Here is a 20369-nt window from a genome sequence, read left to right as displayed (position 1 = left end):
GATCCGCATCATTCGTCAGGCCCCTCGCCGAGCGAGGCCGGCGTGACGAAACGGTCGAGCCGGCCGCCGCGCAGGGTAAGATCGCGCCAGTCCTCGATGGAAAAATCGATCACGGCGAGCCCGCAGGTCGGGTATTTCTGCGCCATCCGTGCCGCGGCATAGCGATCGCCATGCCCGGCGAGCTTGGCGGCGAGCTCCTCGAAGCCGGGATTATGGCCAATCATCAGCAGCGTGCGGACTTCGGGCTCGGTCTCCTGGACGACATTGAGCAGGCGCTCGGGCTTGGCCTCGTAGATGCGCGGCTCGTAATGCGTCGGTGGCTTTTCCGGCAGCATCGGCTTGACCAGCTCCCAGGTCTCGGCCGTGCGTTTCGCCGGCGAGATCAGGACAAGGTCCGGCAGCAAAAGCTCCTCGGCGAGATAGCGGCCCATGACCGGGGCAGCTTCGCGCCCACGCGTGGAAAGCGGGCGGTCGCGGTCGGCGGTGTTGGCGGGCCAGGCCGATTTGGCGTGGCGCAGAAGCATCAGGCGGCGCATGGCCGCCATCTAACCATGGCTGGCGGGATTTGCGAGAGGTTCGGCAGGCGCCGTCCTCATTGCAGCGAGCAGCATGTCCATCAGCCGGCCCGAATACAGCGTCAGCAGGCGCTCGCGCCCGCCCGGCTGCATTTCAAGGGGCGCGAGCTGGCCATCGATCAGCATGGTCGAGAAGCCGTGGGTGATCGACCAGACGAACAGGATTTCGGCGAGATCGGCATCGCCGGCATAGCTCGACGGCAAACGCGTCAGCACCTCTTCCCCATCGACGCGCCGCCCCAGCGCCAGCTTGGTTTCCCGCACCAGGATGCCAAAGGCCCGGACGGCAGCGCGAAGCAGATCATCGTCTCCGCTCTTCAGGCCGAGTCGCCCGAAGACGACGCGGAAGCGGCCGGGCCGCGTCAGCGCGACCTCGAGATAGCCCTCGCAAATCGCCGCCAGCCGATCGCCGCCGGACACCTCGGCTTTCGCGACAGCCGCCTCCATCGTCTGCGACAGGTCGTCGAAGCCGAGCGTCGCAATCGCCGTCAGCAGGCCGACGAGATTGCCGAAATGATGCGCCGGCGCGGCCGGTGAGACACCGGCCCGGCGGGCGCATTCGCGCAGGGTGAAGCCGCCGACGCCCTTCTCGGCCAGCACCGCCTCGGCTGCATCGATCATCGCCTGGCGCAGATCGCCATGGTGATACCCGCCTCGCTTGATCACGCCGCCCGCCGTCATCGCAACGCCCTGTCCACGCTCGTCAAAATCAAACTTGACGCCGTCAAGATAACGCAATAGGACGGCATCGCAACTGAACAGTGTCAAGATAGGAGTGCATGATGCCTCTCAGCTTGGACGATGCCTTCGCCCGCGCCGGCCAGTTGGCCATGCTCGGCTGGCTCGCGCTGATCCTGCTGCCGCGCTGGCGCGGCGTCTCGGCGGCTCTCGCCGGCTGGATCATCCCGGCCTTGCTCTCCCTCGGCTATGCCGTGCTGATCGCCGTCCATTGGCATGACGCGAAGGGCGGCTTCTCCTCGCTCGATTCGGTTGCAGCGCTGTTCGCCTCGAAGCCGTTGCTGCTCGCCGGCTGGGTCCATTACCTCGCCTTCGACCTCTTCCTCGGCAACTGGATCCTGCGCCGCTCGCAGGCAGAGGCGATCCCGCACTGGCTGATGCTGCCGGTGCTGCTGATGACCTTCCTGTTCGGGCCGTTCGGGTTCATCGCCTATCTCTTGCTGGAGGCCTGCTTCCGCCTGGCGCGCGAAGATCGCATCGCCCGCCTCCAGGCCCGCCTGCCGGCCTGGCTGCCCGATCTCGAACTCGAGCCGCGCCTCACCGCGGCGGCATTTGCCATGTTCGCCCTGGCGGTACCGACCCTGTTCGCCTGGCTGATCGACATCAGGCAGTTCCAGGGCGTCGACACCTGGATCAAGCCGCTGAAATTCGAGATCTCGGTCGCGTTCTATTTGCTCACGCTGGCGCTGTTCCTGCCGCTCGCCAGCGAACGCTTCCGCGCCTCCTGGGCCGGGCGCTACATCGTCTGGCCGGTGATCGTGCCGATCGTGCTTGAAGTGCTCTACATCGCCTGGCGCGCCTCGCGCGTCGAAGCCTCGCACTACAACAGCGACAGCGCGCTCGGCGCCTGGCTCTACACGCTGATGGGCATCGGCGCGGTGATGTTCACGGTCGCGCCCGGCTTCCTCGCCTATGGGCTCGCCCGCCGCGACGCTGCGCCGATGCCCGAAGTCGTGCGCTGGTCGCTGGTCGTGGGCCTTGCCCTCACCTGCGTCTTCGGCCTGCTGAGCGGCGCCCTGCTCGGCTCGAGCCCCACCGGCCACTATGTCGGCACGCAACCGGCCCTGCATCCTACCATTCCGTTCTTCGGCTGGTCGCTGACGATCGGAGATCTGCGCATCGCGCACTTCCTTGGCCTCCACGCTTTGCAGATCATCCCGGCGATCGGCGTGCTCCTCTGGCTTGCGACGCGGCAGAGCAGAGCCGGGCTCGTGGCCCTCGGTACGGTTTCCGCCGCCTACGCGGCGGTCACCACGGCAGCGCTCGTCGCGGCGCTACAGGCGCGCCCGCTGCTCGGATTCAGCTGACGGTCACGACGCATCATCGCCATCAGACCCGGGCGCAAGATCATCGGCGCCCGGCTCGTAGCGCAACAAATCCCCCGGCTGGCAGTCGAGCACCGCGCAGATTCGGGTGAGCGTGTCGAAGCGCATGCCACGGACCTTGCCGGATTTCAGCTGCGAGACCTGCTGCTCGGTCAGCCCGATGCGCTGGGCCAGTTCCTTGGAGCGCATCTTCCGACGCGCCAGCATGACATCGAGTTCGACGATGATCGGCATCGCGCTGCCTTATACGAACTGGGCGTTTTCGTCGGCGATTTCTGTGGCCGCCGTGAAGACGTGCCCTAGCGCCAGAAAGCCGAGCAGAAAGAGCAAGATCAACAGATCCTGCGGATTGAGGGCGATGCTGACCAGGCGATGCCCGGCCGGAAGATGCGCGGAGACGACCACCGACAACAACGGCCGCACGAGGATATCGGCCCCTTGCGCGCAAAGACCGAACAGGGCGATCCGGCGCAGCCAGAGCGCCGCTTCGCGCGTGAAGATGCTGCCTGCGAGATAACCGGTGAACAGCCGCCAGACGCTGTAGCAGGTGATCGCCGTCAGCGACCAGATCGCGAGGCTGAGCCCCAACCCGGCAAGGCGCTGCCAGCCCTGCATGCCGGAAAGGTCAGCTCTCAGCCACGCACCATAGACACGCACGGCACGGGCCTCCTCACCCCAGACCTGCAACACAACGACCAGGATCCAGGCGGCATAGGCCAGAGCCGCCCAGCGTGTGAGGTGGCAGAGCCAGCCGATCCGGCGGCGAAGGCGCGTCTGAGGGGTGTCGGCCGCAATGGCGCTCATGACAATAAACTCCAAAGTCGACAAGATTGAACGGCGAACTCTCGGGCAAGCCGATCGCGATGAGCGGCCATCTCAGGACGTCGGAGACGCAGGGCGATGTCCGGCTGATGCGCGATTTCGACCTCAAGGAAGCCATCCCCGCCGTCGATCCGAAGATCGATCTCGCCACCGCGATCCCAGCTTGCGACGCCGTGCCGGAAGCGAAGCTCATAGGCATTGCCCAGCTCCTACACGAAGCTCTGATTCTCGTCCGCGAGCCGGACCGCCTCCTTGAGCACGAGCCCGAAGGCGACCAGCGCAGCCCCGGCCGCCAGCACGCCGAACGTCCCGGGGTCGAGCGTGATCGCCAGCTGCTTCTGGCCTGACGGGTTGTCGAAGGTCAGCGCCACGCTCTGCAAACCGCGCGTCAGCGGCGTCGCCACGCCCATCGCCGTCAAGAGCCAGCCGACCCGCGTCAGTCGCTGCGCATTCTCCTCCTCCAGCACCAGGCCGCGGCCGAAGCGCCCGAACAGGCTCGCGAGCCGCAGCATCGCCGCGACGAAGAGCCCAGCGGGGACCAGGCCCATCGTGAATGCGATCCAATAGCCGCGCTCCGACAGCGCGCCGATCGGCGCGCTGACACCGATCGTGCCGCGGGCATAGTCGGCAAGCTTGCCCGGATCGCGCCAGAGCCAGACCACGCCGACAGCCATCAGCACCGCAGCCGCAAAGCAGAAGATGCGTGCGACCGCACTGACGCGGCGCAGCCTCGCCATGGCCGGCCGGCTTTGGTTCGAGCTTGCTGAGGACACCATTTCATTTCACTCCGCGATTGACAAAATTAAACTAAGAGATGAATTTCTTAATGTCAAAGCCATTTCATCGAGAGCCACCATGCGCACTGCCCTGCCTGCCAATCTGCTGATTTGCTCTCTGCTCGCCGGCTGCGGCCACGTCCCGCTGACCTCGCTGCCGAAGCTGTCGAAGATCGACATGAAGACCACCGATCTCGCGCAGCTGCGTGCCGGCATCAGCCTGCCGGCCGATATCCGCACGCTTCCCGGCGGCGTCACCATGACGCTCGTCGCTCTCCCGAAGGATGGCGGCCGGCATGAGCGCAAGGTCGTGCTGGAGGAGGTGCGCGACCCGGTCGAGCTGGCAAAGCTGCCGGCCGTGGCTTCACCGGGACGCCGCTTCACCGTGTTCAGGCTGAGCTCGGCCGACGCCGCGCGGCTCGGCGCCTTCCGCGAAGAGATGTTCGCCGGGCCGCAGAACAGCGGCAATCGCGGCAGCCTGGCGCTCGGCACCGACAAGGCCTGCCGGCTCGGCGAGCTCTCGGGCAAGCCGATCACGATGACCGGCTATCTCAGGACGTCGGAAACGCAGGACTATGTCCTGCTGATGCGCGATTTCGACCTCAAGGAAGCCGTCCGCGAAATCGATCCCAAGGTCGATCTCGCCACCGCGATCCCAACTTGCGACGCCGTCCCGGCGATAAAGGTCAGCGGCTCTCCCGCCGCACCATGAAGGCGAGCTTCTCGAACAGCGAGACATCCTGCTCGTTCTTGAGCAAGGCGCCGTGCAGCGGCGGGATCAGCTTACGCGGATCGCGCTCGCGCAGCACCTCGGGTCCGATGTCGTCGGCGACGAGGAGCTTCAGCCAGTCGAGCAGCTCGGAGGTCGAGGGCTTCTTCTTGATGCCCGGCACCTCGCGCACCTCGAAGAACAGGCGCAGCGCCTCCTCCATCAGCCGCTTCTTGATGCCGGGGAAATGGACCTCGATGATCTTCTGCATCGTCTCCGCGTCGGGGAAACGGATGTAGTGGAAGAAGCAGCGGCGAAGGAAAGCGTCCGGCAATTCCTTCTCGTTGTTCGAGGTGATGATCATCACCGGCCGCTGCGCCGCCTTGATCGTCTCGCCGGTCTCGTAGACATGGAACTCCATGCGATCGAGCTCGAGCAGGAGGTCGTTCGGGAACTCGATATCGGCCTTGTCGATCTCGTCGATCAGCAGCACGGGCCGGGCCGGCGAGACGAAGGCCTCCCAGAGCTTCCCGCGCTTGATGTAGTTGGCGATGTCGGAGACGCGGGCATCGCCGAGCTGGCTGTCGCGCAGGCGGCTGACCGCGTCGTATTCGTAGAGCCCCTGCTGCGCCTTGGTGGTCGACTTGACGTGCCAGGTCAGCAGCGGCGCCCCGAGCGCGGCAGCGATCTCCTCGGCCAGCACGGTCTTGCCGGTGCCAGGCTCGCCCTTGACCAGCAGCGGCCGCTCCAGCCGGATCGCGGCATTGACCGCAACCGTCAGGTCCTCGGTGGCGACATAAGAAGCGGTGCCGGTAAAGCGCATGCGAGGCCCTTCATATGGCTGCTCCGCGGCCATGCTGCCGCCGCGAATAGCATCGTGCTTAGAGGTCAGCCGGCGGCGGGGCAAGTTTTCGTCAGCCCGGCGCGTGATTTGGTTTGTGTTGCAAGGCTTTACCAAGCAAAGCTTTGAGATCAGCAGCTTCGCTTGATTCTTCGAGGGTGACGTGGCCGGGACGATCGATCCTTCCACCTATCGCGATGCCGTGGTCGTGCTTGCGACGGCCGGCGTGATCGTGCCCTTCGCCAAGCGTTTCCGGGTCAATTCGGTCGTCGCCTTCATGGCTTGCGGCGCCCTGCTCGGCCCCTACGGCCTTGGCAGCCTCGCCGCCAAGATTCCCTTCCTCGGCGCTATCACCGTCTCGAATGCGGAAGCGCTCGCCGGCCCGGCCGAGCTCGGCGTCGCCTTCCTACTCTTCGTCATCGGGCTCGAGCTCTCCTATGAGCGCCTGATGACCATGCGCCGGCTGGTCTTCGGGCTCGGCCTCGGCCAGGTCGCGTTCTCGGCCACCGCGATCAGCGCCATCGCCTATGCCTTCGGTCAGCCGGCGGCTGCGGCCCTGCTGATAGGCACGGCACTCGCCTTGTCCTCGACCGCGATGGTGGTCGAGTTGCTCTCCGCCCATCGCCGCATCACCTCCTCGGCCGGGCGCGCCAGCTTCGCCATCTTGCTCTGCCAGGACCTTGCGGTGATTCCCCTGCTCTTCCTGGTCAGCGTGCTCGGCGCGCAGAATGGCGGCTCGCTGATCGCCGGCCTGACCCAGGCGCTGCTGCAGGCGGTCGCGGCGGTCGCGGCCATCATCGTCATCGGCCGCCTCGCCATGCGCCCGCTCTTTCGCCTGGTCGCCTCGACCGACTCCTCGGAGAGCTTCATGGCCGCGACCCTTCTGGTCGCGCTTGGCACGGGGCTGATCGCGGCCGGGGCCGGCCTCTCCATGGGGCTCGGAGCCTTCATCGCCGGTCTGCTGCTGGCCGAAACCGAGTATCGCCGCGCCATCGAGGTGACGATCGAGCCGTTCAAATCGCTGCTGATCGGCGTCTTCTTCCTGACCGTCGGCATGAGCGTGAACCCCGCCGCACTGGCAGCCCAGCCGGTCGCGATCCTGAGCATCGCCGCCGGGCTCTTCCTCGCCAAGGTCGCGATCACCTTCCTGCTCGCCCGCTATTTTCGGCTCTCCATGCCGACCGCGCTCGAAACCGCGATCATGGTCGGTCCCGGCGGCGAATTCGCCTTCGTGCTGCTGACCGCCTCGGTCGCCGCCAAGCTGGTCGACCAGAACGCTGCCTCGCTCGTGCTCGCCGGCGTCTCGCTGACTATGATCTTCCTGCCGCTCGCCGCCCGCATGGCGCGGAAGCTGTCGGCGCGTGTGGCGCCTGTGGCGAATCTCCCAGCCGAGGCGAGCATCCTGCCGCCGGATGACCATGCGCCCCGCGCCATTGTCGTTGGCCTCGGCCGCGTCGGCCGGCTGGTCGGCGAGATGCTCGAGCAGCACAAGGTTGCCTATATCACCATCGACGCCGACGCCGCCCTGGTCGCGGCGCAGCGGCGGGCTGGGCGGCCAGCCTTCTACGGCAACGCCACCAAACCGGATTTCCTGCGGCTCTGCGGCCTCGAGGAGGCGACCGCGCTGATCGTCACCATCGACAACCAGCGCGCCGTCGACGAGACCGTGACGGCGGCGCGCGCATTGCGTCCGGATCTGGTCATCGTCGCCCGCGCCCGCGACGCCAGGCACGCCAGGCATCTCTACGAGATCGGTGTCAACGATGCCGTGCCGGAGACGATCGAAGCCAGCCTGCAATTGTCGGAAGCGGCGCTGGTCGGCCTCGGCGTGCCGATGGGCCTCGTCATCGCCTCGGTGCATCAGCGACGCGATGATTTCCGCAGCGAGCTCAAGCCGGCGAGCGCGCCGCAGCCGGCGCTCCCGCGCCATGCCCGCTCACGCAGACTGTGACGCTTTCTCGCTGTCTTTCCGGGGCAGGCCGCAGGCCTGAGCCCGGAACCTAGAAGCGATGAGCCTGATCGCGAAAGCCCGGCAGCGACAGCGTTTCATTGGGAATAGGCATCGGTTCTGGGTTCCGGGCTCGCTGCTGCGCAGCGCCCCGGAATGACGGCGTGATCCTACGCGAATTCTTTTCGCTCGTTCGGCTCAAGCCGCACGGAGAGCGTAGTCGGCGCCGCTCCCAACTCGGTGCGCGCCGTCTTTCCGGACACCGCAGCAACCTGCATCGCCCGGCGCATATGGCCGTAGAACTGCTCGGCGCTGCTATGCCAGCTATGATGGGCGGCGAGTTCGAGCCCGGCCTCGCGCGGCAGGCGCAGCGCCGCGAGTGCGGCACTTCGCAGATCCTCGTGCAGCACCGCCGCCTGGCTGCCGGCGAAGACGTCGCTCGGCCCCTGTACCGGGAAGGCTGCGACCGGCAACCCGCTCGCCGCCGCCTCCAGCAGGACGATGCCGAAGGTGTCGGTCAGGCTCGGGAAGACGAAGACATCGGAGGAGGCGTAGATCGCCGCCAGCTCCTCGCCCTCGCGCGCGCCAAGGAAATGCGCGTCGGGGAAGGCGCGCTTGAGGTCGGCGCGAGCCGGCCCGTCGCCGACCACGACCTTGCTGCCCGGCAAACGCAGCGACAGGAAGGCCTCGAGGTTCTTCTCGACGGCGACCCGGCCGACGCTGAGGAAGATCGGCCGTGGCAGGTCGAGCACGCTCTCAGGGCGCGGATGGAATAGGGAGAGATCGACACCCCGCCCCCAGCGCAGGATACGCTCGAAGCCATGCGCGCGCAGCTCGGACTCGACCGTGGCGGTCGAGACCATCACGCCGGCGGCCGACCCGTGGAAGCGGCGCAGAAATCGATAGCTCCAGCTTTCCGGAATCGGCCAGCGTGCCGCGACATATTGCGGGAAGCGCGTGTGGTAACTTGTGGTGAAGGTCCGCTTCTGGGCAAGGCAGACCGCGCGCGTCAGCCAGCCGATCGGCCCTTCGGTCGCGATATGGATATGGTCCGGGCTGAACTCGGCGATGCGCTTGGCGACGTGGCGGCGCGTCGCCAGCGCGATGCGGATGTCGGGGTAGGACGGTAGCCCGACCTGCCAGAAACCTTCCGGCGTCAGCATATGCGGGGTGACGTCGAACTCCGGCGCCGCCTCGACCATCCGTTCCAGCGAGCGCACGACGCCGTTGATCTGCGGCCGCCAGGCGTCCGTCGCGATCAGGACGCGCATCACGCCGCCTCGACGAGGCTCGGAACTGGTGCGGGGCGTGTCGCAGCCGGTGCCGGCAGCGCCGGCTTCTCGCCCTTCAACCGGTGCTGCGGCCAACGCACGATCTCGAAGCGGCCATCGTCGTGCTCGACCACGGCCGTGCAGCTTTCGACCCAGTCGCCGGTGTTGATATAGGTCAGTCCGCCGATGTCGCGCTGGGCGGCATGGTGGATGTGGCCGCAGATCACGCCATCGGCCTTGTGCCGGCGCGCTTCGTCGGCGAGGCACTGCTCGAACTCGCCGATATAGTTCACCGCGTTCTTGACCTTGTGCTTGGCCCAGGCCGAGAGCGACCAGTGCGGCAGGCGCAGGACGCGGCGCACCCGATTGATGCCGTGGTTGAGCACGAGCGCGACCGTGTAGGCCCAGTCACCGAGCAGAGCGAGCCATTTGGCGTTGCGCACCACAAGGTCGAACAGATCGCCATGGATCACGAGCATGCGCTTGCCGTCGGCCGTCTCGTGGACGATATCGTCGACCAGCGTGATGCCGCCGAATTGCAGGCCGGTATAGTCGCGCAGGAAGTCGTCGTGGTTGCCGGTGACATAGACCAGCTTCGAACCCTTGCGCACCTTGCGCAGCAGCTTCTGCACCACGTCGTTGTGGGACTGTGGGAAGTACCAGCCGCTCTTCAGCCGCCAGCCGTCGATGATGTCGCCGACCAGGTAGATCGTCGGCGCGTCATAGGCACGCAGGAACTCCAGCACGAGATCCGCCTGCGCTCCACGCGTGCCGAGATGCAGGTCGGAGATGAAAATGCTGCGAACCTGCTTGGCGTCGCTATCGTCGCTCATGCTCGCTGGCCTATCTATTGCGATGCCTCCGGCGTGTGTCTGATTTGCACTACGCTTTGATGACGCGGCGGCGAAACCATGCTTTGCCTCCCCTGACAGGAACGAGACCTTTCCGGGAGACGACAATGGATCTGGGTATCGCCGGCCGCACGGCCATCGTTTGCGCCTCGAGCAAGGGGCTCGGCCGCGGCTGCGCGCAAGCGCTCGCCGAAGCGGGCTGCACGGTCGTCGTCAACGGCCGCGACGCGACCACGCTCGAGGAGACCGCGAGCGCGATTCGCGCCAGCACTGGCGCCACTGTCATCGCCGTCGTCGCCGACGTCTCGACCAAGGCCGGCCAGGACGCGCTGCTCGCTGCGGCGCCGAGCCCCGACATCCTCGTCAACAACAATGGCGGCCCGCCGCCCAAGCCCTTCCGCGAGGTGACACGCGAGGCGCTGCTCGAAGGCGTCGCGCAGAACATGGCGACGCCGCTGGAGCTGGTGCAGCGTGTCGTCGACGGCATGATCGAGCGGCGCTTCGGCCGTATCGTCAACATCACCTCGGCGAGCGTGCTGACCCCGCTGACCGGGCTCGACGTCTCCTCCGCCGCCCGCGCCGGCCTGACCGCCTTCCTCGCCGGCGTGGCGCGGGAAATCGCCCACGCCAACGTCACCATCAACAACATCCTGCCGGGAGTGTTCGATACGGATCGGATCAAGACCGCGACAAACAAGGTCGCCGAGATGCAGGGCATCAGCATCGAGGAAGCGACGAAGCGGCGGCTCGCTGCTGTCCCGGCCGGCCGCCTCGGCACGCCCGACGAATTCGGCAAGCTCTGCGCCTTCATTTCCAGCGCCCATGCCGGCTACATCACCGGCCAGAACTTCCTGATCGACGGTGGTTCGTTCCGGACGAACTTCTGACACCGGGCCGGCCGGGGCGCGTCAGGGCGCGCTCCGGCTTTCACCTCCAGTACCAAACTGAGACCGATGACCATCGCCTATCGACGAGCCGTCCCCGAGGACACGCCCGCCTGCGTCGTCCTGCGCGGCAGAACACGGGAGAACGCCTTCTCAGTCGAGCGCCTCGCAGAAGCGGGTGTCACGCTCGAGAGCTGGCGCGCCGCCATCGCCGATGGCAGCCTGCCGGGCCATGTCGCGACAAAGGGCGATGAGATCGTCGGCTACTGCTTCGGCGAGCGCGAAACCGGCGAGATCGCGGTGTTGGCGCTGCTGCCTGAGCATGAAGGACAGGGTGTAGGGAAGACCTTGCTGAACCTGGTCGTCGCGGACTTCAGGGAGCTGGGCCTCGCCAGGTTGTTCCTCAGCTGCTCGTCCGACCCGGCCGTCCGCTCCTACGGCTTCTATCGGCATCTGGGCTGGACCTCGACCGGTACGTTCGACGACCGGGACGACGAGATCCTCGAGTATCGCATGATCTGAGCCGGGTTCGATCGCCTCCCGCACCGCGCCGGTCCGCTTTGCAACATAGGTGCTTGGAACGGCTCCACGCTCGTGGTCTAAGGAATGGAGGTCTTGCACAAGACCTCCATTCCTCCTGCCCGACCTTTCAGCCTTGTCACCGCTCCTCGGCATCAGCCTCAAGCTGCTTTCGGCCCTGTCGTTCACGCTGATGTCGGCCGGCATCAAGACGCTGGCCTCGCGCTATCCGACCGGCGAGCTCGTCTTCTTCCGCTCGTTCTTCGCGCTGATCCCGCTGATGATCTGGCTGGCCTGGCGCCATGAATTCCCCGAGGCGCTCAAGACCAGCAATCTGCGTGGCCATCTCAAGCGCGGCGTCATCGGCTCGACCGGCATGTTCCTCGGCTTCGCCGCGCTGCACCTGCTGCCGCTCTCGGACGCGGTCGCGATCGGCTACGCCGCACCGCTGATCGTCGTGGTGCTGGCAGCTCTGATCCTGAAGGAACGGGTCCGCATCTACCGCTGGACCGCCGTCGCGGTCGGCTTCCTCGGCGTGCTCTTGATGCTCTCCCCGCATATGGGCGCGCAAGGCTTCGGCCATGGTCTCTCGGGCGGGCCTGCCATCGGCGCGCTGCTCGCGCTCGGCGGCGCCTTCTGCGCCGCCTTCGCTTCGATCGAGGTCCGGCTTCTGACCCAGACCGAAAAGACCGGCGCCATCGTCTTCTACTTCATGTGCATGACATCGCTGCTCGGCCTGCTGACGCTCGCGCTCGGCTGGACCGTGCCGGACTGGAAGGACTTCCTGCTGCTCGTCGTGATCGGCGTGCTCGGCGGCCTCGGCCAGATGCTGCTGGTCCAGGCCTATCGCTATGGCGACGCCTCGCTGATCGCGCCCTTCGAATATTCGACGATGATCTGGGCGACGGCGCTCGGCTGGTTCGTCTTCGGCGAATGGCCGGTCCTGGCGGTGCTGATCGGCTCGCTGATCGTGATCGCGTCAGGCATCTACGTCATCCTGCGCGAGCAGCAGCTCGGCCTGCTCAAGAAAGAAACCCGCGAGGCCGGCCCGACCCGCTCGGTCTGAACCGGCTCGACTTGCCGCTTGGAGCGATCCGAGGCATTGTCCGCTAAGACAAACAATCGTTCTCTATCCCAAACGGATCGGGCGCGACGGCAGGCAAGAGCACAATGGGCATCGAAACCAGGGAACGTGGCGGGCGCGAGCTGGAATCGGGCGCGCAGGTGATCTCGGGTCAACTCGGCAAGACGATCCAGCGCCTGCGCAAAGCCTATAACCTCTCGCTTTCGGAGCTGGCCGAGCAGTCCGGCGTCGCCAAGTCGATCATCAGCCAGATCGAGCGCAACGAGACCAATCCGACGCTGGCGACGATCTGGCGGCTGTCGCAGGCGCTCGACGTCTCGATCGAGCGCGTGCTCTCGACCAATGAGGAAGAGGCCTTCATCGAGAAGATCGCGCGGCCCGACACGCCGATCCTGGTCTCCGAAGACGGCAAGCTGCGCCTCGCCATCATCGGCTGGATCAAGACCGTCGAATGGCTGCAATGGTACGAGGTCAGCGCCGAGCCCGGCGGCGAGCTCGATTCCGAAGGCCACCAGCGCGGCTCGATCGAATCGCTTTCGGTCAGCGCCGGCGAATTCGAGGTCGAGGTCGGCGGCATCACCCAGCGCGCCAAAGCCGGCGAGACCTTGCGCTATCGCTGCGACCGCCAACACGTCGTCCGCTGCGTCAGCGGCCAGCCGGGCACGGCCTTGATGGTCTGCATCCTCAAGGCGGCAGTGATGGACTGAAGGCCGCTTCGTAAAGCAGCCCCAGCCTTCATCACCTTACCCGCCCGCCGCCTTCTGCGGCCGCGGCGGCCCCTGCACTGCCGGCAGCGACTTCAGGTATTCCGCCATCGCCAGCCGGTCGGCATCCGACAATTGCGCCATGTTGCGTACCACTGCCGCCATCGAGCCGCCGACGCTGTCGAAGCTCGGCGTGAAGCCGGTCTTGAGCAGTTCGGCGATCTCGGACTTCGACCATTTCCCGAGGCCGCCCTCGGCCTGGGTGATGTTCGGAACCCAGCCCTTGCCGTCCGGATCGGGCCCGCCGGCAAAGCGCGTCGCCCGGACGACGGCGCCGAACTGGTTGCGGCTGGAATGGCATTCGGCGCAATGGCCCGGCCCGTTCACAAGGTAGGCGCCGCGATTCCATTCCTCGCTCTTCGATGGATCGGCCTTGAACGGCGTCCCGTCAAAGAACAACAGCTTCCAGCCGCCCACAGCGCGGCGGATATTGTAGGGAAAGCCGAGCTCATGGCCGGGCGCCCTGCCCTCCACCGACGGCAGCGTGCGGATATAGGCGAGGAGATCGGCGACAGCCTTGGGAGGCATCAGCCGGTATGAGGTGTAGGGAAAGGCCGGATAATAGTGCTGGCCTGAGGGCGAGACGCCAGCGGTCATCGCCTGGATGAAATCCGCCGTGCCCCAGTTGCCGATGCCGTCGCGCGTATGCGGCGAGATGTTCGGCACATGAAACTTGCCGAAGGGCGAGTCCAGCACCAGCCCGCCGCCGAGCCTCGTCTTGTCCTCCTGTCCGGGCGTAGCGTGGCACGAGGCGCAGCCGCCGGCCGCAAACAGCAGCTTGCCGTTCTCGATGTCGGGCGCCGGCAATGTACCGACCTCGGGACCCGGCGAGACCACGCGTGGATCGGTGAGGACGAAGAAGCCGGCAGCGCCGAGCGCGATGAAGACCAGAAGCGTGATCAGCAGGCGGCGCATCGGTTCCTCGTCAAGTTGTCCCGGGCAAACAACGCCCGGGTCGCGACACGGTTCGTTCCGGAGGCCGCCGACGCGAATGGAGCGGGCCTCACAAGGAAGCCCGCTCCTTCGATCAGGTCAAATCTGCAGGTCAAATCTGGCAGCGTCAGACCGCCATCACTTCTTGATGCGGTAGGTCTCGTGGCAGCCGCCGCAATTCTTGGTGGCGTCCCCGAAGGCGGTGCGGAAGCCGGCGAGATCGGTCACCGCAGCGCCCTTGCCAGCATCGCCCTCGAACTTGGCGAAGGCGGCCTTGAAGCCGGCCTGGTCTTCCCAGATCTTCGGCGCCGCCGTGGTCTCGCCGCCGGTCTTGGCGGTATCCGGATAGAGGCCCGGCATCTTCTTGGCGGCATCGCCATAAGCCTTGAACACCGCCTGCGCCTTGGCGGCGTCGAACGGCGCCTCGCCCTTGGCCATAGCAGCGCCATCGCGCGTCGCGGCGCCGACGGCCTTCATCGTGTCGCGCCGTTCGGCGATCGGGTTGGCCTGGGCCAGAACGGCAGAGACGCCGACGGCAAGGCCGAGGGCGACGAAAGCAGAACGAAGCATGCGCGGGAATCCTCCGGAAGACATGCGCCCGAACAGGCGCTGTTTTGAACTCTTCCAGATCAACGTATGGGCACGACAGCGCCAAGTCGCATTGTCGTGAATATCATTGCAGAAGCGCAATCAGCGCCTTGCGTCAAAGCGGATAGCCGGCTTCCTTCAGCGTCCCGAATACCTTGGCCGGCGTCGCCGGCATGTCGATCGCCTTGATGCCGGCGGCGCGGTCCAGCGCATCGACCATGGCGTTCATGACCGCCGGGCAGGCGCCGATCGCACCGGCCTCGCCCGCGCCCTTCACGCCGAGGGCGTTGGTGACGCAAGGCACGTTGCGGGTCTCGAAATGGAAGTTCGGGATGTCGATCGCACGCGGCAGGGCATAGTCCATGAAGGTCGCGGTCAACATCTGGCCGGAATCGTCGAAGCGGATCTCCTCCATCAGCGCCTGGCCGATGCCCTGCGCCGCACCGCCATGGACCTGACCCTGCAGCATGATCGGATTCAGCGTCACGCCGAAATCGTCGACCACGACATAGTTCTGGATCTCGGTGCCGCCGGTCGCCGGATCGACCTCGAGCTCGACCACATGGGTGCCGTTCGGATAGGTCGCCTCCGGCGGCGTCCAGCTCTGATGGACGCTGAGCTGCTCGGCCTTGGCGCCGGGCAGATTGGCGATCGCCTTGAGATCGAGCTTCTTGTCGGTGCCGACAATGCGGACCGCGCCATCGACGATCTCAAGGTCGCCGGGAGCGGCTTCGAGCGCGTCCGAGGCGAGGCTCTTCAGGTTGTCGGCAAGGATGCCGGTCGCCGCGTTGAGGGCCGCGCCACCGACAGGGATCGAACGGGAACCGCCGGTACCGGAGCCGGTCGCGACCCGATCGGTATCGCCCTGGATGACCTTGATGCGGTCCATCGGGATGTCGAGATGCTGCGACACCAGCTGCGAATAGGCGGTCTCGTGCCCCTGCCCGTTCGACTGGGTGCCGATCAGCACGGTGACGGTGCCATCCTTCTCCAGGATCACGGTCGAGCTCTCCGACCCGCCGCCGCCGCAGGCCTCGATATAGCAGGCGAGACCGATGCCGCGAATTTTGCCGGCCTTCTGCGAGGCTTTCAGGCGGCTCTTGAAGCCCTTCCAGTCCGCCACCTCCATGGCGCGGCGCATATGGCCCTCGAACTCGCCGGAATCGTAGACCGGACCAGTCTGCGTCTTGTGCGGCATCTCGCTCGGCTTGACGAAGTTCTGCGCGCGCACCGCATCCGGCGTCTTGCCGGTCTCGCGCGCGATCGCATCGACCAGCCGCTCGATCAGATAGGCCGCTTCGGGCCGCCCGGCGCCGCGATAGGCATCGACCGGCGTGGTGTTGGTAAAGACGCCGCGGAAGCGGACATGCACCGCCGGGATGTTGTAGCAGCCCGGCGTCATCGTCGTGCCGACCCAGGGGATGAAAGGCCCATACTGCGAGAGATAGGCGCCCATATCGGCGGCGAGATCGACCTTGAGGCCGATGAACTTGCCGCGCTTGTCGAGCGCCATCGTCGCGGTGCTGAGGTTGGCGCGGCCATGGGTGTCGGCGAGGAAATGCTCGGTGCGATCGGCGACCCAGCGCACCGGCCGCTTCAGCATCTCGGCCGCGACCATGGTCAGCGGGTATTCGCGGTACATGAAGATCTTGGTGCCGAAGCCGCCGCCGACATCGGGGGTGATCACCCGGATGCGGGACTGGGGAACCTTGAGGATGTAGTCGGCGAGAATCTCGCGCGTGCCATGACTGCCCTGGCTGCCGAGCGTCAGGGTCCAGCGCTTGTCCGTCTTGTCGTATTCGGCGATGCAGGCCCGCGTCTCCATGTAATTGGAGGCGAGGCGGTTGTTGACGATGGTCACCGAGACCGTCCGATCAGCCTTGGCAAAGGCCTTCTCGGTCTTGTCGCGATTGCCCTGCTCCGCCTCGAAGGCGACATTGCCGTCGCGGTCCGGCCAGACCTGCGGCGCCTTACCCTCGAGCGCCTCGGCTATGCCGGTGATCGAAGGCAGCGTCTCGAACTCGATCTCGATCGCCTCGGCCGCGTCGCGCGCCTGGTCGAGCGTCTCGGCGACGATGAAGGCGATGGCTTCGCCGACATGGCGCACCGTATCGGTGGGCAGCACGGGCACCGGATTAGGCTTCACATCCTCGCCGGCGATGTCCTTGATCAGCCCCTTGCAGGGGATGTCGCCGAGATGGGCAACGTCCTCGCCGGTCAGGATCAGCTTGACGCCCTTGCGCTTGCTGGCCGTCTCCTTGTCGACGATCTTGAAGGTCGCGTGCGCGTGCGGCGAGCGCAGCACATAGGCGTGCAGCGCACCTTCGACCGCGGTGTCGTCGGTATAGCGGCCTGTGCCGGTGGTGAGGCGCTGATCCTCGACCCGCCGCACCGGCTGGCCCATCCCGAATTTCATCGGACGCATCGGCAAACTTCCTTCGGATCACTCAATGAGAAAGACTGGCGCAGGATCGCCGCGCCGTCACCCCGGTCCACATGCGGGGGCCGGGATGCACGGAATGCAGACTGTCGGGCCTTGAATTCAGCGGATCATGCGCGCGGCGCTGTCGGACATCGTCACCATCATATTATAACTGGAGACGATGCGGTTGGCATCGCCTGCCGCGCCCTTGCGGACGTCGCCCTTCGACTTGCCGAGCTTCTCGCGGAAGTCACGCAGCGAGCCGAGCCAGGAACTCGCCGAGGAATCGATCATCGGCACGCCGGACGGATTATTGTCCTTGAAGCGGTCCATCTCCTTGATCGCGCCGGAATAGCCGGCCAGCGCCGTGTCGAAGGCGGCAAGATCGACGATCGGGCGCTCATTGCTCGGCATCAGGTCCATTACGGCGCGGGCATTCATCATGATGTTGCGCAGCTGCCAGCGGGCAAGGCGGCCCTCGCTCGCCTCGATCGCCGCGAGCTCGCGAGCGTCGATGCCCTTCTTGTAGGCATTGAGCTGCAGATCAAAGGCGCCCCGCTCGCGCAGGAAAGCCTCCGCCGCCGGCACCATCTTGGCGTGCAGCTCGCGGCCCTCGGCGATGTTGTCGCCACGATAGTCCTTGCGCTCGTAATAGCGCTCGGCCCGGGTGATCAGCGGCGCGAGTTCCTGGTAGGCGGCGATGAAGCGCTTGACCGCGCCGTCGAGCTCCGGCTGGGCCGGCGCCTGGGCGGTAGCGGCCTCGGCCTTGGCGATCTCGTCCTTGACGTCATAGAGGCTGTAGAGCCCGTAATCGATATAGCGCTCCTTGCCGGTCGGGCCCTTCTTCAGATCGACCCAGCTCTTGTAGCGATCCCAGGACTCGATCGCCCTGAGCGTCCGGTTGGCGAGCGAGGTATAGGCGTTCGACTTGGCGATCGCCGCCTGCAATTCCGGATCCTGCGCCGGCCGCCTCGCTGCGTTCTGCGGAGCGGCCTGCGCGAACGCAAGCGGAGCTGCGGAAGCGGTGCAAAGCAGGGCTGCGAGGGAGAGGCTCAGCAGACGGGAGGCCTTCATCAGGGCACCTTGGGTCGCCGCAGCCGGGTTCAAGGCCGCGCCACGTTATCGGCTCTGGCGTGGCGGACCGCAACCGCAAGACGCGCTGGAAGCGCCTTAGTGCTCTACCGGCTCGCCGCGCATGGCCCAGTCCTTGAAGCCCCCGATATAGTGGCTGTCGATGTCGAGCCCGGCCGCCTGCGCGAATTCCAGCGCCCGCAGCGAGCGCACACCGGCGGCGCAGGAGAGCACGATGCGCTTGCCGGGCTCGTCCGGCAGGTCGGCGGGATCGAACTGCGACAGCGGCCGCGAGACCGAGCCGGGAATACGCCCCGCCGCGAACTCGTGCGGCTCGCGCACGTCGACGATCAGGATCGAGCCATCGTCGAGCCCCGCCTTGACGGCGTCGATGTCGAGGTCGTGTACGATCATGCTGTCGCTCTTAGCTGTCGCTCAGTTCAGGAGCTTCACCAGATAGAGACTCAACGCCGGAAATGCCACGCAGATGCCGAGCCGGATGACGTCGGCGGCAACGAAAGGCAGCACGCCGCGATAAATCCGCGTCACCGGCACGTCGCGCGCCAGCGAGGCGACGACGAAGACATTGAGCCCGATCGGCGGGCAGGTCATGCCGATGCCGACCACGACCAGGACGAGGATGCCGAACCAGATCGCGATGTCGTCGCTCGGCATGCCGAAATCGAGCGCCGTCACGATCGGGAAGAACACCGGCAGCGTCAAAAGGATCATGGCGAGCTCGTCCATGACGCCGCCGAGCACGATGTAGAACAGCAGCAGGCCGACCAGCACGGTGTACGGCGCCCAGCCGGAGGCCGCGATCATCTCGGCCGCCGCCGTCGGCACCTGCGTCAGCGCGAGGAAGGCGTTGAACACCTCAGCGCCTAGCAGGATCGCGAAGATCATCGCCGAGGTCTCGGCCGTCTGCAGGATCGCCTGCTTGATCTCGGCGAGGCCGAGGGTGCGGCGGAACACGCCGATCGCCAGCATGATGAAAGCGCCGACAGAGGCTCCCTCGGTCGGGGTGAAGATGCCGCCATAGATGCCGCCTACCACGATCACCGCGACCGCCATCGCCGGGATGACGCCGACGAGCAGCGGCCAGCGCTCGCGCCAGGGCGTGCGCTCATGCGCGGGACCGAGCGTGCCGTCGAGCCGCGTCATGAACGCAATGGTGATGCAATAGAACGCCGCTGCCATCAGCCCCGGGATCAGCGCCGCCTGGAACAGCTTGGCGATGTTCTGCTCGGTCGAGATCGCATAGACGACGAGGATGACCGAGGGCGGGATCAGGATGCCGAGCGTACCGCCGACCGCGGTGACGCCGCAGGCGAAGCCGGGGTCATAGCGGTAGCTGCGCAATTGCGGCAGCGCGGCACGGGCGAAGGTCGCGGTGGTCGCGACCGAGGAGCCGCAGATCGCGCCGAAGCCGGTACAGGCGCCGATCATCGCCATGCCGAGGCCGCCGCGGCGATGGCCGACGAAGGCGGAGGCCGCCTTGAACAGGTCGCCCGCCAGCCCCGAGCGCTCAGCGAAGGCGCCCATCAGCACAAAGAGCGGGATCACCGAAAGCGTGTAGTTGGCGAAGATCTGATAGGGCGTGGTGCGGATATAGTTGAGGAACGGCTCGAGCCCGTTGAGCTGGATATAGCCGGCGCTGCCAACGACCAGCATGGCGAGCCCGATCGGCAGGCGCAGCGCCATCAGCGCCAGCATGACGGCAAAGCCGGTGATCGCGAGGGAGAAGCCGCTCATTGGGGCTGCCTCAGCAGACGGCTGGCGCTGACGAAGGCCGCGAGCGCAACAAAGCTGGCAAGCACCGCACAAACCGCGATCGGCAGATAGCTTGGCAGCTGCAGCACCATCGTGTTCTCGCCACTGGCAAGCGCTGAACGTGCACCGACACCGAGCCGCCAGGCGATCAGCGCCATGGCGAGGCCGTAGACCACGTCCCAGAGCGCATCGAGCCCGTCGCGCCAGGGCTGTGGCAGCTTCAGTGTGAAGGTGTCGACGAAGATGTTGCCGCGCTTCAGCTGGCAGAGCGGCAGGAAGCAGAAGGCGGCGATCGCCGTCGCCATCTGCACCAGCTCGAAATCGCCCGGCACGCCGGCGGCGCCGACGAGATCGCTGCGCAAGGTCACGCTGACCACGACCATGGTCGCGAGCGCGATCAGCAGCACGCCACCGATGAGCGCGACCGTCTCCGCCACCGCGTCGATGCGCGATGGCGGCCTTTCCCCCATGTCCC

The 20369-nt window shown here is 66.4% G+C and carries 22 protein-coding genes; 7 read left to right on the top strand and 15 right to left on the bottom strand.

Features of this window, described 5'->3' with window-relative positions:
* Window positions 1–8: 8 nt before the first annotated feature.
* Both B6S44_RS00245 and B6S44_RS00240 read right to left on the bottom strand, forming a co-directional pair.
* Window positions 9–536 carry a SixA phosphatase family protein gene (locus B6S44_RS00245; RefSeq protein ID WP_129154809.1) on the bottom strand — a complete coding sequence of 176 codons (528 nt, stop codon included), beginning with the start codon at window positions 534–536 and terminating at the stop codon, window positions 9–11.
* A 9-nt stretch (window positions 537–545) separates the two neighbouring features.
* Window positions 546–1313 carry a TetR/AcrR family transcriptional regulator gene (locus B6S44_RS00240; protein WP_129154808.1) on the bottom strand — a complete coding sequence of 256 codons (768 nt, stop codon included), beginning with the start codon at window positions 1311–1313 and terminating at the stop codon, window positions 546–548.
* 41 nt (window positions 1314–1354) lie between these two features.
* Here B6S44_RS00240 and B6S44_RS00235 point away from each other — a divergent pair, with 41 nt between their 5' ends.
* Complete coding sequence (locus tag B6S44_RS00235) at window positions 1355–2620, top strand: ABA4-like family protein (RefSeq protein WP_129154807.1); 1266 nt, start codon at window positions 1355–1357, stop codon at window positions 2618–2620.
* 3 nt (window positions 2621–2623) lie between these two features.
* On the opposite strand, the gene B6S44_RS00230 is transcribed toward B6S44_RS00235, so the two are convergent.
* From B6S44_RS00230 to B6S44_RS00220, 3 genes are all read right to left on the bottom strand, one after another.
* The gene (locus B6S44_RS00230; protein ID WP_129154806.1) at window positions 2624–2872 is read right to left on the bottom strand and encodes a helix-turn-helix domain-containing protein; all 249 of its coding nucleotides are present in this window, start codon (window positions 2870–2872) and stop codon (window positions 2624–2626) included.
* 9 nt (window positions 2873–2881) lie between these two features.
* Window positions 2882–3442 carry a DUF2975 domain-containing protein gene (locus tag B6S44_RS00225; RefSeq protein ID WP_129154805.1) on the bottom strand — a complete coding sequence of 187 codons (561 nt, stop codon included), beginning with the start codon at window positions 3440–3442 and terminating at the stop codon, window positions 2882–2884.
* 227 nt (window positions 3443–3669) lie between these two features.
* On the bottom strand, window positions 3670–4197 hold the full coding sequence (locus tag B6S44_RS00220) for a DUF2975 domain-containing protein (RefSeq protein ID WP_164985661.1): 528 nt from the start codon (window positions 4195–4197) through the stop codon (window positions 3670–3672).
* A 118-nt stretch (window positions 4198–4315) separates the two neighbouring features.
* Between B6S44_RS00220 and B6S44_RS00215 the strand changes: the two genes are divergently transcribed.
* Window positions 4316–4948: a hypothetical protein gene (locus B6S44_RS00215; protein WP_129154803.1), complete on the top strand. Its 633-nt coding sequence runs from the start codon at window positions 4316–4318 to the stop codon at window positions 4946–4948.
* Here B6S44_RS00215 and B6S44_RS00210 read toward each other — a convergent pair.
* Window positions 4923–5768 (bottom strand): AAA family ATPase, encoded by an 846-nt coding sequence (locus B6S44_RS00210; RefSeq protein ID WP_129154802.1) that lies wholly within the window; start codon window positions 5766–5768, stop codon window positions 4923–4925. The genes B6S44_RS00215 and B6S44_RS00210 overlap by 26 nt on opposite strands.
* A gap of 181 nt (window positions 5769–5949) precedes the next feature.
* On the opposite strand from B6S44_RS00210, the gene B6S44_RS00205 reads away from it, so the two are divergent.
* Window positions 5950–7737 (top strand): cation:proton antiporter domain-containing protein, encoded by a 1788-nt coding sequence (locus B6S44_RS00205; RefSeq protein WP_129154801.1) that lies wholly within the window; start codon window positions 5950–5952, stop codon window positions 7735–7737.
* A 167-nt stretch (window positions 7738–7904) separates the two neighbouring features.
* On the opposite strand, the gene B6S44_RS00200 is transcribed toward B6S44_RS00205, so the two are convergent.
* Together B6S44_RS00200 and B6S44_RS00195 are read right to left on the bottom strand one after the other, a co-directional pair.
* Window positions 7905–9005 (bottom strand): glycosyltransferase family 4 protein, encoded by a 1101-nt coding sequence (locus B6S44_RS00200; RefSeq protein ID WP_129154800.1) that lies wholly within the window; start codon window positions 9003–9005, stop codon window positions 7905–7907.
* Window positions 9005–9838 carry a UDP-2,3-diacylglucosamine diphosphatase gene (locus tag B6S44_RS00195; protein ID WP_129154799.1) on the bottom strand — a complete coding sequence of 278 codons (834 nt, stop codon included), beginning with the start codon at window positions 9836–9838 and terminating at the stop codon, window positions 9005–9007. Before B6S44_RS00195 ends, B6S44_RS00200 begins: the two co-directional genes overlap by 1 nt.
* 125 nt (window positions 9839–9963) lie before the next feature.
* Here B6S44_RS00195 and B6S44_RS00190 point away from each other — a divergent pair, with 125 nt between their 5' ends.
* The 4 genes from B6S44_RS00190 to B6S44_RS00175 all read left to right on the top strand — a co-directional run bounded on the left by B6S44_RS00190 (window position 9964) and on the right by B6S44_RS00175 (window position 13050).
* On the top strand, window positions 9964–10743 hold the full coding sequence (locus B6S44_RS00190) for an SDR family oxidoreductase (protein ID WP_129154798.1): 780 nt from the start codon (window positions 9964–9966) through the stop codon (window positions 10741–10743).
* A 66-nt stretch (window positions 10744–10809) separates the two neighbouring features.
* Window positions 10810–11262, top strand: coding sequence for a GNAT family N-acetyltransferase (locus B6S44_RS00185; protein ID WP_129154797.1), 453 nt, complete (start codon window positions 10810–10812; stop codon window positions 11260–11262).
* Window positions 11263–11395: 133 nt separating this feature from the next.
* A complete protein-coding gene (locus B6S44_RS00180; protein WP_206735054.1) occupies window positions 11396–12325 on the top strand; it encodes a DMT family transporter in 930 nt (309 codons plus the stop codon).
* 104 nt (window positions 12326–12429) lie between these two features.
* Window positions 12430–13050, top strand: coding sequence for a helix-turn-helix domain-containing protein (locus tag B6S44_RS00175; RefSeq protein WP_129154796.1), 621 nt, complete (start codon window positions 12430–12432; stop codon window positions 13048–13050).
* 36 nt (window positions 13051–13086) lie between these two features.
* Here the strand turns inward: B6S44_RS00175 and B6S44_RS00170 are convergent, their stop codons facing one another.
* The 7 genes from B6S44_RS00170 to B6S44_RS00140 form a co-directional block, all read right to left on the bottom strand.
* Window positions 13087–14022, bottom strand: a complete 936-nt coding sequence (locus B6S44_RS00170; protein WP_129154795.1) for a cytochrome c — start codon at window positions 14020–14022, stop codon at window positions 13087–13089.
* Window positions 14023–14178: 156 nt separating this feature from the next.
* Window positions 14179–14610, bottom strand: coding sequence for a c-type cytochrome (locus B6S44_RS00165; protein WP_126109961.1), 432 nt, complete (start codon window positions 14608–14610; stop codon window positions 14179–14181).
* A gap of 133 nt (window positions 14611–14743) precedes the next feature.
* Window positions 14744–17053, bottom strand: coding sequence for a xanthine dehydrogenase family protein molybdopterin-binding subunit (locus B6S44_RS00160; protein WP_129154793.1), 2310 nt, complete (start codon window positions 17051–17053; stop codon window positions 14744–14746).
* Between the two features lie 117 nt (window positions 17054–17170).
* Window positions 17171–18124, bottom strand: a complete 954-nt coding sequence (locus tag B6S44_RS00155) for a YiiG family protein (protein WP_129154792.1) — start codon at window positions 18122–18124, stop codon at window positions 17171–17173.
* Window positions 18125–18220: 96 nt separating this feature from the next.
* Entirely contained in the window at window positions 18221–18535 is a 315-nt protein-coding gene (locus tag B6S44_RS00150; RefSeq protein WP_129154791.1) for a rhodanese-like domain-containing protein, read from the bottom strand.
* Window positions 18536–18556: 21 nt separating this feature from the next.
* Window positions 18557–19876 (bottom strand): TRAP transporter large permease, encoded by a 1320-nt coding sequence (locus B6S44_RS00145; protein ID WP_129154790.1) that lies wholly within the window; start codon window positions 19874–19876, stop codon window positions 18557–18559.
* Window positions 19873–20364, bottom strand: coding sequence for a TRAP transporter small permease (locus tag B6S44_RS00140; RefSeq protein WP_164985660.1), 492 nt, complete (start codon window positions 20362–20364; stop codon window positions 19873–19875). The genes B6S44_RS00145 and B6S44_RS00140 overlap by 4 nt, the downstream gene beginning before the upstream one ends.
* Window positions 20365–20369: the final 5 nt, after the last annotated feature.

The sequence above is a fragment of the Allobosea sp. Tri-44 genome (genome assembly GCF_004123845.1).
Lineage (GTDB): Bacteria > Pseudomonadota > Alphaproteobacteria > Rhizobiales > Beijerinckiaceae > Allobosea.
The sequence above is the reverse complement of the archived record's forward strand: the minus strand, read 5'-3'. Positions and strand labels throughout refer to the sequence as shown.

Bases quoted from the DNA above. Each gene is read 5' to 3' on its own strand.
- B6S44_RS00245 (WP_129154809.1), bottom strand. From the start codon at position 536: ATGCGCCGCCTGATGCTTCTGCGCCACGCCAAATCGGCCTGGCCCGCC.
- B6S44_RS00235 (WP_129154807.1), top strand. From the start codon at position 1,355: ATGATGCCTCTCAGCTTGGACGATGCCTTCGCCCGCGCCGGCCAGTTG.
- B6S44_RS00230 (WP_129154806.1), bottom strand. From the start codon at position 2,872: ATGCCGATCATCGTCGAACTCGATGTCATGCTGGCGCGTCGGAAGATG.
- B6S44_RS00225 (WP_129154805.1), bottom strand. From the start codon at position 3,442: ATGAGCGCCATTGCGGCCGACACCCCTCAGACGCGCCTTCGCCGCCGG.
- B6S44_RS00220 (WP_164985661.1), bottom strand. From the start codon at position 4,197: ATGGCGAGGCTGCGCCGCGTCAGTGCGGTCGCACGCATCTTCTGCTTT.
- B6S44_RS00215 (WP_129154803.1), top strand. From the start codon at position 4,316: ATGCGCACTGCCCTGCCTGCCAATCTGCTGATTTGCTCTCTGCTCGCC.
- B6S44_RS00210 (WP_129154802.1), bottom strand. From the start codon at position 5,768: ATGCGCTTTACCGGCACCGCTTCTTATGTCGCCACCGAGGACCTGACG.
- B6S44_RS00200 (WP_129154800.1), bottom strand. From the start codon at position 9,005: ATGCGCGTCCTGATCGCGACGGACGCCTGGCGGCCGCAGATCAACGGC.
- B6S44_RS00195 (WP_129154799.1), bottom strand. From the start codon at position 9,838: ATGAGCGACGATAGCGACGCCAAGCAGGTTCGCAGCATTTTCATCTCC.
- B6S44_RS00190 (WP_129154798.1), top strand. From the start codon at position 9,964: ATGGATCTGGGTATCGCCGGCCGCACGGCCATCGTTTGCGCCTCGAGC.
- B6S44_RS00185 (WP_129154797.1), top strand. From the start codon at position 10,810: ATGACCATCGCCTATCGACGAGCCGTCCCCGAGGACACGCCCGCCTGC.
- B6S44_RS00175 (WP_129154796.1), top strand. From the start codon at position 12,430: ATGGGCATCGAAACCAGGGAACGTGGCGGGCGCGAGCTGGAATCGGGC.
- B6S44_RS00170 (WP_129154795.1), bottom strand. From the start codon at position 14,022: ATGCGCCGCCTGCTGATCACGCTTCTGGTCTTCATCGCGCTCGGCGCT.
- B6S44_RS00165 (WP_126109961.1), bottom strand. From the start codon at position 14,610: ATGCTTCGTTCTGCTTTCGTCGCCCTCGGCCTTGCCGTCGGCGTCTCT.
- B6S44_RS00160 (WP_129154793.1), bottom strand. From the start codon at position 17,053: ATGCGTCCGATGAAATTCGGGATGGGCCAGCCGGTGCGGCGGGTCGAG.
- B6S44_RS00155 (WP_129154792.1), bottom strand. From the start codon at position 18,124: ATGAAGGCCTCCCGTCTGCTGAGCCTCTCCCTCGCAGCCCTGCTTTGC.
- B6S44_RS00150 (WP_129154791.1), bottom strand. From the start codon at position 18,535: ATGATCGTACACGACCTCGACATCGACGCCGTCAAGGCGGGGCTCGAC.
- B6S44_RS00145 (WP_129154790.1), bottom strand. From the start codon at position 19,876: ATGAGCGGCTTCTCCCTCGCGATCACCGGCTTTGCCGTCATGCTGGCG.
- B6S44_RS00140 (WP_164985660.1), bottom strand. From the start codon at position 20,364: ATGGGGGAAAGGCCGCCATCGCGCATCGACGCGGTGGCGGAGACGGTC.